General features: G+C 72.6%; 9 protein-coding genes. 8 read left to right on the forward strand and 1 reads right to left on the reverse strand.

Translation table 11 applies throughout. The annotated features are described in order from the left end of the window. The first annotated feature begins 246 nt into the window (after positions 1-246). The 8 genes from ACFYR3_RS38770 to ACFYR3_RS38805 all read left to right on the forward strand — a co-directional run bounded on the left by ACFYR3_RS38770 (position 247) and on the right by ACFYR3_RS38805 (position 12092). On the forward strand, positions 247-3168 hold the full coding sequence (locus ACFYR3_RS38770) for an AAA family ATPase (protein WP_389286736.1): 2922 nt from the start codon (positions 247-249) through the stop codon (positions 3166-3168). Positions 3169-3261: 93 nt separating this feature from the next. Next, complete coding sequence (locus ACFYR3_RS38775) at positions 3262-6381, forward strand: AAA family ATPase (RefSeq protein WP_389286738.1); 3120 nt, start codon at positions 3262-3264, stop codon at positions 6379-6381. 168 nt (positions 6382-6549) lie between these two features. Beyond that, complete coding sequence (locus ACFYR3_RS38780) at positions 6550-7653, forward strand: MBL fold metallo-hydrolase (protein ID WP_389286740.1); 1104 nt, start codon at positions 6550-6552, stop codon at positions 7651-7653. A 232-nt stretch (positions 7654-7885) separates the two neighbouring features. Continuing rightward, complete coding sequence (locus ACFYR3_RS38785; RefSeq protein ID WP_389286742.1) at positions 7886-8689, forward strand: alpha/beta hydrolase; 804 nt, start codon at positions 7886-7888, stop codon at positions 8687-8689. Positions 8690-8797: 108 nt separating this feature from the next. Then, positions 8798-9586, forward strand: coding sequence for an SDR family NAD(P)-dependent oxidoreductase (locus tag ACFYR3_RS38790; protein WP_389286744.1), 789 nt, complete (start codon positions 8798-8800; stop codon positions 9584-9586). A gap of 58 nt (positions 9587-9644) precedes the next feature. Continuing rightward, positions 9645-10658: an alpha/beta fold hydrolase gene (locus tag ACFYR3_RS38795; protein ID WP_389286746.1), complete on the forward strand. Its 1014-nt coding sequence runs from the start codon at positions 9645-9647 to the stop codon at positions 10656-10658. Then, a complete protein-coding gene (locus ACFYR3_RS38800; RefSeq protein WP_389286748.1) occupies positions 10655-11134 on the forward strand; it encodes a cupin domain-containing protein in 480 nt (159 codons plus the stop codon). Before ACFYR3_RS38795 ends, ACFYR3_RS38800 begins: the two co-directional genes overlap by 4 nt. Before the next feature lie 85 nt (positions 11135-11219). Beyond that, positions 11220-12092, forward strand: a complete 873-nt coding sequence (locus ACFYR3_RS38805; protein ID WP_389286750.1) for an alpha/beta fold hydrolase — start codon at positions 11220-11222, stop codon at positions 12090-12092. 25 nt (positions 12093-12117) lie between these two features. Here ACFYR3_RS38805 and ACFYR3_RS38810 read toward each other — a convergent pair whose 3' ends face one another. Then, the gene (locus ACFYR3_RS38810) at positions 12118-12450 is read right to left on the reverse strand and encodes a hypothetical protein (RefSeq protein WP_389286752.1); all 333 of its coding nucleotides are present in this window, start codon (positions 12448-12450) and stop codon (positions 12118-12120) included. Positions 12451-12739 lie beyond the last annotated feature (289 nt).

The raw sequence follows: 12739 nt of genomic DNA on the forward strand, positions 1-12739 counted from the left end.
GCATCGTCACGCCGCCGTGACCTGCACACTCACGAGATCACCGCGACTTTGCAATCGCCCTGGGGATGAAACAGGCTTAACCGATAAAAACGCCCACTAAACAACAAGCTTAGCTCTGGACGAGCACGCGTCCGACCGGTGGGATCACTCCTCAACTCCCTGCCCCGGCAATGGCGTCGACGATAAGATGATCTCGCTCGTACCTGCGGCGCACGCACCGATCCGACCTCTCTGGGAGACCAAGACATGAGCGTGGCCGGCAGTGCGTCCGACGCGAGCACGAACGATGAACGTGAGGTTTTCGTCGGGCGGCGGTCCGAGTCCGAGCGGCTCGCGGCGTGTGTGGACAAGGTGCGCGGCGGTGAGGCGTGGCTGGCGGTCGTCGAGGGTGAGGCGGGGATCGGCAAGAGCGCTCTGATACGCCGGGTGGTCTCCTCGCTGGAGGACTTCACGATGCTGTGGGCGGTGGGCGATCCCTCGGAGACCGATCTGCCCGGTGGTGTGCTGAGCCAGCTGGTGAGGCGGGTGGACAGGGATCTGGCGGCCCGGTTCCCGCTGCTGGCGCGGCCGGACGCGGCGGGGGTGTCGCCGCACGCCCTGGGCGGGCAGTTGTTGCTGCTGCTGGGCGCACTGCAGGAGTCCGGGGGCAGGGTCGCGGTCGTCGTCGACGACGCGCACTGGGCCGATCCGCTGTCCTCGCAGGTGCTGGGATTCGTGGTGCGCCGCCTCTGGGCCGACCGGGTGCTGGTGCTGATGGCGACCCGTACGGACAGCGAGCAGAGCGTGGAGGCGCTGGAACGGCTGGTGCGGTCCGTCGACCGGGCGGCGCGGGTCGAGGTCGGCGGACTCGGACAGGACGAGGTCGACCAGTTGGCCCGGCGGCTGTTGGCGGTGCGTGTGACACCGGAGCTGGTGACACGGCTGCACGGCTACACGAAGGGCCATCCCCTCTACGTGCGCACGGTCCTGGCGGAGGTACCGCTTCAGGTGCTGGGCGACGAGTCGGCACGGCGGTGGCCGGTCCACCAGTCGCTGCGGGCGGGGATCGGGGCCGCACTGGGGCGCCTTCCCGCCGATTCGGTGGCCCTGGTGGAGGCGCTGGCGGTGCTGGACGGCCGGTTCCCCCTGGTGGGTGTGGCGCGGGTGGCCGGGGTGGACGACGCCGTGCGGGCGCTCGAACCGGCGCTGGCGGCGGGTCTGGTGCGGTGGTGGCCGGCGGATTCCGTGGGGCCGGTGGCCTTGGTGCACGGGTTGCAGCGGGACGCGGTCTACGCGGGGATCGGTCCCGAGCGACGGCGCGCGCTGCACAGCGCCGCGGCCGAGGTGGTGGGTTCGGGGGCAGCCTGGGCTCATCGTGTGGCCGCGGCCACGTCCGATGACCCTGTTCTGGCGGCCGACCTGGAGCGTTCGGCGAACGCCGAGGCCCTCGCCGGCCGCAACGCCCTGGCCGCCACCCGGTTGCTGTGGGCATCGTCGTTGTCCGACGACCGCCTGGAACGGGAGCGGCGTCTGCTCACGGCCTGTGCGCAGTGGCTGCTGACCTTGCAGCCGTGGGCCGCCGTGCGGTTGAGGGCGCAGGTGGAGGAGTGCGCGGAGGGAACGCTGCGCAGTTGCGTGCTGGGGGTCATGGACCTCCTGGAGGGCCGGCTGGCCGCGGCCGAGGCTCGGTTGACCGAGGCCTGGCAGGAGGCGCTCGCCGATCCGGACGCGAGCTGGGTGGCGCTCCTGGCCGGTACCTTTCTGACCGTCATCACGATCCGGCAGTGCCGGGGCGCGCGGACGGCCGACATCGCGGGCAAGACGCTGGCGATCGGTGACCTCGACGCGGGCACGTCCGATTTCATCCGCGCGGTGCTGGCCACGGGCCGGATGTGGGACCAGGGGCCCGGTGCGGCGCTGCTGGACATGGCGCACCTTCCCGTCGAGGCCGCCGAGGCGTCAAACGACCAGCTCGCGACGCTGGCCACCCGTGGTGTCATGCACCTGTTCCTGGGCCGGCTGGCCGCGGCGCGGGCCGATCTGGTCACCGTGGCGCACCGCGACCGGCTGGGCGCGGGGTCCAAGCTCAGCCATCTGGCGTCGTCGCTGCTGGCGGTGGTGGAGTACCTCGCGGGTGACTGGAGTGCCAGTGAGAGCGCGGCGGACCGGGCGCTCGCGATCGCCGCGGCCCACGACCACGTCCTCGGCGACGCGGCCACGTGGTTCGCGGCCGTGTGCGTACAGGCGGGGCGCGGGCACTGGGAGGCGGCCCAGGAGTCCGTCGAGGCCCTGGAGGGGATCAACCGGATGCTGGGAGATCCACCGGCGGAGCGTGTGTACGCCGGACTGGCGGGGGCGGTGCTGGCGCAGGCCCGGGGTGACCACGCCGCCATGGTGAGGTCGTTGGCTCCGCTGGTCGAGCCGGTGACCGGAGCCGAGGACGGGGGCGGGAACGGGGACGAGGCCGGGGCCGAGGGCGATCGAGTACGCCTGCGGTTCAAGCCCCTGTGGTTGTGGCAGCAGTCCCTGCTGGTCGAAGCGCTCACCGGGACGGGACGGCTGGCGGCCGCCGCCTGGGCCCTCGACGACTTCTGGCGCGGTTACGACGGCAGTGGATATCTGCGGGTCGTGGGAGCCCGGCTCAGCGGCCAACTCGCCGAAGCCCAGGGGCGGCCGCGTGAGGCGCTGGCGATCTACGCCCAGGCTCTGGGCGGGAAGACGGACGGCACCGATGGGCCCGACACCGCCGGGAGCCCCGTCGAGACCGGCGGGGTCGGTGACGCCGGCGAGGACGCCCCGCTGTTCCGCGCGATGCTGGAACACGGTTACGGCAGGCTCCTGGTGGCGACCAGGACCGGCTCCCGGCGGGAGGCCGCACGGTGGTTCAAGTCGGCCCACGACCGATTCGACGCCCTGCGGGCAGAACCGTTCCTGCGGCGCTGCGAGACGGACCTCGCCGCCATGGGACTCACCGCTCCCGCCCACGCCCGGCAGCACGTACTCGCGCTGACCGAGCGGGAGTTGTCGGTCGCCCACCTCATAGCCGGCGGAAAGACGAACCAGGAGGCCGCGACGGAGCTCTACGTCACCCAGAAGACCGTCGAGTACCACTTGTCGAACATCTACGCCAAGCTCGGCATCACCTCACGCCGCCACCTCGCGCAGGCGCTCCGAACCCCGCAGCCTTGACGGCATCGCAGCGGCGGAGGCAGCGGCACGTCGGCGGCCACACTAGGGGCGACCCCCAGGGGCTCGGGGACCCCGGGGTGGTCTCCTGAGGGAATGACTGAACGCTCCCGGGCCGGAGCCCGCACCCGCCGGGTTCCGCTCACCGGTCGACAGGAGGAACTGCGGGTCCTGTCCGACCTGGTCGCGGGCGTGCGTGACGGTATGAGCGCGGCGCTCGTCGTCGTCGGCGAGGCCGGTATCGGCAAGACCACGCTGCTGGACCACCTCGCTGAGACCTCGAACGACCTGCGGGTCGTACGCACCGCCGGGACGGAGTCCGAGGCGCGGCTCGGATTCGCGGGCCTGCACCGTCTGCTGCGGCCCTTCCTGGACGGTCTGGAGTCGCTGCCGGCCCCCCAGCACGAGGCGCTGGCCTCCGCGTTCGGAATGCTGGCCGCGCCTCGGGCCGATCGCTACCTGGTGGGTATGGCCGCCCTGACGCTGCTGGCCGACGCCGCCTCGGCACGGCCGCTGCTGTGCCTGGTCGACGACGTGCAGTGGCTGGACCGCGAGTCCCGCGACGCGCTGGCGTTCGTGGCCCGGCGGCTGGGCGCGGAGGCTCTGGGCCTGGTGATCGCGGGCCGCGAGGAACCGGGCGGACCAGGCGCGTTCGAGGGGCTGGAGACTCTGACGGTCGGCGGACTGGCCGGCGCCCAGGCGCACGAGCTGCTCGGGCACAGCGTGGAGGGGCGGGTGGACGCGGCGGTGGCCGCGCGCATCGTGGCCGACGCTGGCGGCAACCCCCTGGCACTGATGGAGAGCGCCCAGGCGCTGAGCCCCGCGCACCTGGCCGGGACGGCTCCGCTGCTCGAACCGCTGCCGGTGGGAGCCCGGCTGGAGAACCACTTCGGACGTCTGGTGAGGGGCCTGCCTCCGGAGACCCGGACCTTCCTGGTACTGCTGTCGGCCGCGCCGCCCGAGGACGCGCTGCTGCTGTGGCGGGCGGCGGCGGAACTGGGCGTCTTCGCGCAGGCCGCGGACGCGGCGGTATCCGCGGGCGTGCTCACCGGCGGGCGGCTGCTGGAGTTCCGGCACCCGCTGATCCGCTCGGCCGTCTACCGCAGCGCCCCGGCCGGTGAGCGCAGGCGCGTCCACGCCGCGCTCGCCGCCGTCAGCGATGCACTGCGCAACCCCGAGCGGCGGGCCTGGCACCGCGCCGAGGCGACAGTCGGGCTCGACGACGAGGTGGCCGACGAACTGGTCGCGGCGGCGGAACTGGCCCGCGGGCGCGGCGGCTATGCCGAACGGGCCGCCCTCCTGGCCCGAGCGGCACAGCTCTCCCAGGCCAACCGGGCGGTGCGGCTCGTCGAGGCCGCCCGGGCCCATCTCGTGATGGGCGATCCCGCTACCGCCCAGTCCCTCCTCGCGCAGGCCCAGCCGCTCCTGGCCGGCGGCGACACCGTCCTGCGGGCCCGTGCCCTGCTCACCCAGGCCACCACCGACATCTACTTCGGGCGGCTCGCGGGCCTGGGATCGCCGCTGCTGGCCGCGGCCGGCGTGGTCGCGGACACGGACCGCGTTCTGGCCCGGTCCATCCTGCTGGAAGGACTCCTGGCCGTGCTGTGCGGTGAACACGACGCGACGACCCGCCAGGAACTCGGCGTGACGATCCTGACCTCGCCCGCCCTGAGCCCCCTGGCCCCGAGCCCGCCGGCGCTGCCCGCGCCGGTCGGGTCCGCGCCGGTCGTGGTCCCGACCCCACCGGCCGTGGCCACGAACCTGCCAGCCGCGCCCCCGCCAACCCTGGCACCGCCCGCCCTGTTCGCGCCGACCGTGACCCCGCGTGCCCTGGTACCGGCGGCTCCGGCGCCGGCGGCCCTGGCACCAGCGGTCGTCGCCCCGCCGGCCGAGACCTCGTCCCTGACCACGCTGACCGTGGCCTCACCGTTCGCCACCCCGCGAGCCGCCGCCCCGCCGGCCGTCACCACGGCGGTCGTACCCCCGACACCTGAGCCGTCCGCCCTCCCCAGCAGCGCCGACCTCCTCCTCGAAGGCTTCGCTCTGCGGATGCACGGCGGCTACCAGGCCGCCCTGCCTCTCCTCCAGGCCGCACTCGCCGCCCTGGAACGGGACACCGACGTGGTCGGGCACGGCCTACGCGCGGCGACCCTGGCCCTCTACGCCGCCGAGGAGGTCTGGGACGAGACCGGCGGCGCGGAGGCAGCCCGGCTCGTGGAGGCACACGAGCGCGCCATCGGCGCGCTGGGAGCACTGCGCTCCACCCTGGTGGTCCGGTCCACCTGGGAGCTCCGGGCCGGCCGGTTCGCCACCGCCACCGCGTGCCTGGACGAGGCACAGGACCTCGCCGCCGTCATCGGCCAGCCCTCACCCGGCCTGGCCTACCGTGTGGAGCTCTTGGCCTGGAGCGGCCAGGAATCGGCGGCCCGCACGGCCGCGGCCCTCCTCGTACGCGACCTGGCCAGCCGGCACGCGCACGGCGGTCTGGCCGACTGGGCCCGGAACAGCCTGACCGTCCTCGAACTCAGCCTGGGGCACTACGTCCAGGCCGCCGCCCACGCGCGCGTCACCTTCGACGCCGACAACCCCGGAGGCGCCCCCCGCGCCCTGCCCGATCTCATCGAGGCCTCCACCCGCTGCGGCGACCGGCCCACGGCCCGACAGGCCCTCACCCGCCTCGAAGAACGCGCCCTGCCGGCCGGCACGCCCTGGGCCCTGGGACTCCTGGAACGCTGCCGGGCCCTGGTCTCGGCCGACCACGACCGGACCGAACCCCACTTCGCCCAATCCCTGAACCTCCTCGACCGCACCCAGGTACGCACCGAACTGGCCCGCACCCACCTCCTCTACGGTGAATGGCTCCGCAGGCGCAAACGCCGCACCGACGCCCGGACCCAACTGGGCCATGCGTACCGGATGTTCACCGACATGGGGGCAGCCGCCTTCGCCGAGCGGGCCCGGACCGAGCTCCTCGCCACCGGCGCGCACCCCCGCAAGCGCGCCGGCCGCTCCCCGCACGACCTCACCGAGCACGACCTCACTCCGCAGGAACGGCGCATCGCCACCCTCGCCGCGCACGGAACCACCAACACCGAGATCGCGACCCGGCTCTTCATCACGCAGTCGACCGTCGAGTACCACCTCAACAAGATCTTCCGGAAACTCGACATCACCTCCCGGCGACAGCTCAACTCCTTGCTGACCAGCGAGAACTGAGCCTGTCGCCCGCCACTGGCGGATGGCACCCCAGTCCGGTCGGGGGCCGGGCGCGCGCCGGGACTGGGGGTTCTCCCTGATACGAACCAGGAAACGCGGGTGATGTCCTGCGGTCGCCGCACCCGCCGCCGACGACGACTCCGCCAGCCCCCTGGAAGGCCCCGACCCATGACACCGGAATCCCGCCCCACCACGACCGCGAACCGCCGCGCGTTCCTCAGGACCGCGACGGCCGCGCTGGCGGTCCCCACCGCGGCCGTCCTCGGCGGCGAGGTACTGCCGGGCACGGCACACGCCGCCACCTCCACCGCCACCGCTTCGACGGATCTCCCCGACTTCGCCCCGGTCCCCACCGCCGCGACCGGCCCCGCGCTCAACGAGCAGGGCTACTTCGTCGGCCGTATCAAGGGCAACCTGTACTGGGTGACCGACGCCTACTACCAGGCGATGTTCCTGAGCACCCGCGAAGGGGTGGTGCTCGTCGACGCGCCGCCGACCATCGGGAACAACCTGCTGCGCGCCATCGCCGAGGTCACCCGTGCCAACGGCCGGCCGCCGAAGGTCACCCACCTGGTCTACACCCACACCCACGCCGACCACATCGGCTCCGCCCACCTCTTCGGCAAACACGTCGTGCGCATCGCGCACAGCGAGACCCGCCGACTGCTCCGGCTGGAGGCCGACCCCAACCGGCCGCTCCCGACCGTGACCTTCGACGACCACTTCGACCTGCGCGTCGGCGGAGAACGCCTGGAGCTCGCCTACCACGGCCCCAACCACTCCCCGGACAACATCTTCGTCTACGCGCCCGACCACGCGACGCTGATGGTGGTGGACGTCCTCTATCCCGGCTGGGTGCCGTTCAGGAACCTGGCCGTCTCGCAGGACATCCCCGCCTGGGTGAAGGCGCAGGACACGGCGATGAGCTACCCCTGGACGACCCTGGTCGGCGGACACCTCGGCCGGCTCGGGGTGCGCGCCGACGGCGACGTGCAGAAGCGGTACATCGCCGACCTCACCGACGGTGTGAAGGCCGCGATGTCCCTGGACCCGACGCCGTTCTTCCAGAAGTACGGCCCGTCCGGGAACTCCTGGGCGATCTTCAAGACCTACCTGGACGCCGTCGCGCAGCAGGCGGCCGGTCCGGTGATCGCCAAGTACACCGGAGTCCTCGCCGCGGCCGACGTGTTCACCCTCGACAACGCGGCCACCATGCTCGAATCGCTGCGGATCGACGCCGGGCTCCTGGGCCCCTTCGGCACCCGTCCGTAGTCGCAGCTCCCGGGGGTGGGGGTGGGAACGGACGCGCGAGCAGGCGTGTCACCCGGCCCCACTGCGGAGTCCACCCCGATTCCGGCACCGACGCACTGGGGTCTTTCCCCGGTACGAACGCCGTGGCCCCCGTGGTGTGCTGGCCCGGCGCCGGACACCTGGCCGTATCGGCAGCACCGCTGTATCGATCACATCGCTGGACCCACCGCACCGTCCGAACCGAGAGGTCGTCATGACGCCATCGAACCCCGTCCCCGTCATCTTCATCCACGGCCTGTGGCTGCACGCCTCCTCGTGGGCCCCCTGGCTCGACCTGTTCCAGCGGGAGGGTTACGCCCCGGTCGCACCGGGCTGGCCCGGCGACCCCGGCACCGTCGAGGAGGCCAGTGCCAACCCCGAGAGCATCGCCGACCACGGAATCGACGAGGTGGTGAACCACTACGCGGCGATCATCCGGGAGCTGCCGGCCCCGCCCATCGTGATCGGGCACTCGTTCGGCGGCATGATCGCGCAGAAGCTCCTCGGGCAGAACCTGGCGGCCGCCGCCGTCGCGATCGACGCCGCCCAGATCAAGGGAGTGCTCCCGCTGCCGCTGTCCGCGCTGCGCGCGACGCTGCCCGTGTTCAAGAACCCTGGCAACAAGCACCGCTCGGTCTCCCTCACGGCCGATCAGTTCCGCTTCGCGTTCGGCAACGCCGTGTCCGAGGAGGAGTCGGTTGAGCTGTTCGAGCGATGGGCGATCCCCGCCCCGGGCAAGCCCCTGTTCGAGGCCGCCGCCGCCAACTTCAACCCGCACTCGCCGGCCAAGGTCGACACCGCCAACGGCTCGCGCGGACCGCTGCTGCTGATGACCGGCGGCAAGGACCACACGGTGCCGGAGGCCGTCGTCCGGGCCACCCTCAAGCAGTACCGGCACTCCGAGGCCGTCACCGACATCACCGACTTCCCCGACCGCGGACACTCGTTGACGATCGACGGCGGCTGGCGCGAGGTCGCCGACACCGCACTGGACTGGCTGCGTCGGCACTCCCTCTGAACGGCGCTTCCGCTGAACGGCAACTCCGTTGAACGAAGCCTCCGTTGAACGGCGCTTCCTCCGAACCGCACTCCACCGACAGCACCGGCACCGTCGAAGGGCCCTGGCATGAATCTGCACCTGACCGGCAGGACCGCGGTCGTCACCGGCGCGAGCCGCGGCATCGGACTCGCCGTGGCCGGGGCACTCGTACGTGAGGGTGCCCGGGTCGTGACCGGTTCGCGGGAGATCACCCCCGAGCTGCGGGCGCTGGCCGCCGAAGGCGACGTCCTGACGGTCGCGGTGGACCTGACCGCACCCGAGGGACCGGCCGAGTTGGTCGCCGCCGCGACCTTCGCCTACGGCGGCCTGGACATTCTGGTGAACAACGTGGGTGCCGTCCGGCCCCGCACCGACGGCTTCCTCGCGGTGACCGACGACGACTGGGCCGCGACGCTGTCCGTCAACCTCCTGGCCCCCGTATACACCACCCGGGCCGCGCTCCCGCACCTGCTGGAGCGCGGAGCGGGGAGCATCGTGACGGTCAGCTCCGTCAACGCGTTCCTGCCCGACCCGCTCGTGATCGACTACAGCGCGTCGAAAGCCGCACTGTCGAACTTCTGCAAGTCCCTGTCCAAGCAGGTGGGCCCGCGGGGCGTCCGCGTCAACACCGTGAGCCCCGGCCCCGTCACCACCGGTCTGTGGCTGGCGCGCGACGGGGTCGCCGCGACGGTCGCCGCCGCCACCGGCGGCTCCGCCGACGACGTGGCCGAGCGGGCCGCCGCCGACGCCGCCACCGGCCGGTTCACCCGCCCCGACGAGGTCGCCGACCTCGTCGTGTTCCTCGCCGGCGACCGGGCCGCGAACATCACCGGCTCCGACTTCGTCGTCGACGGCGGTCTCGTCAGCACCCTGTAGCCCCAGCCGCAAGCACTCTCATCGCCACAGCCACGCCTTCCCCTTGACTGGAGCACCTGTGAAGCACCGTCATGCCTTCTTCCGGCCAGGCGTCCTGGCACCGCTCGCGATCGCCGCGGCGTTCGGCCTCGGCACCGCCACCCTCTCCGCCGCCACCGTCTCCGCCGCGACCCCGCACACCAAGACCGCGACGACCGTGACCCCGTCCGCCGCCCCCCTGGTACCGGCCGGGTTCACCGAGCACAAGGCCGCCGGCCTCGACTACGTGATCGGCGGCCACGGTCCGACCCTCGTCCTGCTCCACGGCTACCCGGAGACCTGGTACGAGTGGCGCGCCCTCCTGCCGGAGCTCTCCCAGCACTACACCGTCATCGCGCCCAGCCTGCCCGGCGCGGGCAAGAGCGACGCCCCGGCCGACGGCTACGACAAGAAGTCGATGGCCGCAGCCGTCCACACACTGCTCCGCAGGATCGGGCACGCCGACGACATCCGGCTGGTCGGCCACGACATCGGCTCGATGGTCGCCTACTCCTACGCCGCCGCACACCCCCGCGACGTGAAGAAACTCGTCCTCAGCGAGGCCCCGATCCCGGACGCGAGCCTCTACAAGTTCCCGTCCCTGACCGCCGCCGGCCCGGCCGCCTGGAACTTCGGCTTCTTCTCCCTCACCAACGGCCTTCCCGAAAAGGTCGTGGCCGACCGCGAAGAGGAGTGGGTGGGCGGATTCGTCGACAGCCTCGAAGTCCGCAAGGGCTCCGTCACCGACGACGACATAGCCGTGTTCGCCGAGGCCCTGAAGGACCCGGCCCACCTGTCGGCGAGCTTCAAGTGGTTCCGGACCTTCCCCCAGGACGTCGAGGACAACGCCGTCAACCGGCGGACGAAGCTGACCATGCCGGTCCTGGCGATCGGAGCCTCGGGCAGCCTCGGCGAGGCCGTACCCGACCAGGTCCGCCGGTACGCGAAGAAGATCACCGGTGTCGTCGTCCCCGACTCCGGCCACTGGATCTACGAGGAGCGCCCCGTGAAGATGACCGCACTCCTGCTCTCCTTCCTCGGGCGCACGTCGTGATCGCGCCCTTTCCCGACAACACCTTCGCCGGAGCCGACAGCGAACCCTTCTGGTTCCTCGGCGGCCGGGCCCGGCTCCTGGTCCCCGGCAGCAGGACCGGCGGAGCCCTCAGCGTCATGGAGTTCTTCGACACCGCCGGCCACGCGCCCCCGCGCCACATCCACGCGGACGAGGACGAGGTCTGGATCGTCCTCGACGGAGAGGTCTCGTTCTTCGTCGGCGACCAGCGGCACGAGCTCGAACCCGGCCAGATCGCGTTCGGCCCGCGCGGGGTGCCCCACAGCTACCTGGTCCGCTCGGAGACCGCACGTCTCGCCGTGGCCTTCACACCGTCGCGGGTCGAGGGGTGGTTCAGCGCGAACGGCACTCCCGCCACCCGCCTCGACGACGTGGCCCCCGCCTTCGACATCGGGAACATCCTCGCCTCCGCGGAGTCCTTCCGCGTGAGCGTCGCGGGCCCGCCGCCGACCGCCTGACCGCCGTCCACCCCTGCGACGTGCGATCCCGTACGCCGCGCACTGCAGCAGACGCCAGCGGCCCTACCAAGAGAAGGACTCCGCCATGCCCGAAACCCCGTCAGTCCCGCCGCACGGAAACCGCTGGTTCCACCGGCGCGTGGCTATCCCGGCCGCCCTGGCCATCGCCGTCCTGACCGTGTCGGCCGTCTCCCCGGCCTCCTCGGCACCGGCTCCGTCGGCGGTGGCCGCGCAGGCCCGGCACGCCCCCAAGCCCACCGTCGTCCTGGTCCACGGCGCCTTCGCCGACTCCTCCGGCTGGAGCGGGGTCGTCGCCCGGCTCCGGCACGACGGCTATCCGGTCATCGCCGCAGCCAACCCGCTGCGGGGCCTGGACTCCGACGCGGCCTATGTCAGCAGCCTCCTCGACTCCGTCCCCGGGCCGGTGGTCCTGGTCGGCCACTCGTACGGCGGTGAGGTGATCACCAACGCCGCGGTGGGGCACGCCAACGTCAAGGCCCTGGTGTACATCGCGGCCTTCACTCCCGACCAGGGCGAGAACGGTCTGGCGCTGGTCGGTCTCAACCCCGGAAGCCAGCTCGGCGAGGCGCTCGTCGTCCGGCCCTACGCGGTCGCCGGCGGCGGCGGCGCGGACGGATACGTCGACCCGGCGAAGTTCCGCACCGTCATGGCGGCCGACCTGCGAGGATCCGACGCCGAGCTGCTGGCCGCCCAGCAGCGCCCGGTGGACCTGGCCGCCCTCCAGGCGCCGAGCGGCGTACCGGCCTGGAAGACGATCCCGTCCTGGTACCTGGTCGCCGGGGCCGACCGGGCGATCCCGGCCGCGACCGAGAAGTTCATGGCCCGGCGGGCCGGCGCTCACACCGTCGTGGTCGACGGCGCGTCCCACCTGGTCATGCTCTCCCACCCCGGCCGGGTCGAGAACCTGATAGTCCAGGCCGCCAAGGCGACCGACTGACCGTCGAGTTCGGATGAAGCTGACCTCAGGGGAGTTCGACGGTCTCGATCCCGGGGTGGACCTTGTGCGGTTCGGCCGGGTGGGCGGTGAGCACCGGCCAGCCGGGGCGGCGGAGGGCGAGGTGGGCGGCGTGGGCGGTGGCGAGGTCGACGCCGGCCATGGTCGCCAGTTCCGAGACCGCCAGCGCGGTGGGGCGGTCCACGTCGTGGAACTCGAAGACGGGTGCGGCGAGGGCGTCGTCGGCCTGCCCGCGCCGACGGGGCGAGATGTCACCGCCGACCAGGCCGGCGGCCGGCGCTGTGGTCGGGACCAGGAGGATCTGGATCCGCTCGACCGAGACGACCACGCGGGCGACCATGGCCGGCCGACCTGAGGGGCCCGCCGCACGCCGGCCAGCTGCCGGAGCTCGGAGCGCGCCACCGGCACCGAGGGCAGGGCCGCCCAGTAGGGGTGCCACCACGCCCTCCGACCGTGACGGTCCGAACCGCTCCGCGGCGGCACCGGGCGGGCGAAGCTCCTTCGCGCACACGGGCGCAGCCCTGGCGGAGCTTCGTAGTCGTTCACGCCGATTCGCAGCCAGACAGTTTCCGGGCTGCGGGTTCTCCCAGGTCCGCCATCGGGACGCCCTTGAGGCGCGTCACCTTCAT

Origin of the sequence: Streptomyces sp. NPDC005784 (genome assembly GCF_042871525.1) — a bacterium.
GTDB lineage: Bacteria > Actinomycetota > Actinomycetes > Streptomycetales > Streptomycetaceae > Streptomyces.

What these genes read in the sequence shown, in the direction of transcription:
- ACFYR3_RS38790 (WP_389286744.1), top strand. Translation starts at nt 8,798, where the DNA reads ATGAATCTGCACCTGACCGGCAGGACCGCGGTCGTCACCGGCGCGAGC.
- ACFYR3_RS38810 (WP_389286752.1), bottom strand. Translation starts at nt 12,450, where the DNA reads ATGGTCGCCCGCGTGGTCGTCTCGGTCGAGCGGATCCAGATCCTCCTG.
- ACFYR3_RS38780 (WP_389286740.1), top strand. Translation starts at nt 6,550, where the DNA reads ATGACACCGGAATCCCGCCCCACCACGACCGCGAACCGCCGCGCGTTC.
- ACFYR3_RS38770 (WP_389286736.1), top strand. Translation starts at nt 247, where the DNA reads ATGAGCGTGGCCGGCAGTGCGTCCGACGCGAGCACGAACGATGAACGT.
- ACFYR3_RS38805 (WP_389286750.1), top strand. Translation starts at nt 11,220, where the DNA reads ATGCCCGAAACCCCGTCAGTCCCGCCGCACGGAAACCGCTGGTTCCAC.
- ACFYR3_RS38785 (WP_389286742.1), top strand. Translation starts at nt 7,886, where the DNA reads ATGACGCCATCGAACCCCGTCCCCGTCATCTTCATCCACGGCCTGTGG.
- ACFYR3_RS38775 (WP_389286738.1), top strand. Translation starts at nt 3,262, where the DNA reads ATGACTGAACGCTCCCGGGCCGGAGCCCGCACCCGCCGGGTTCCGCTC.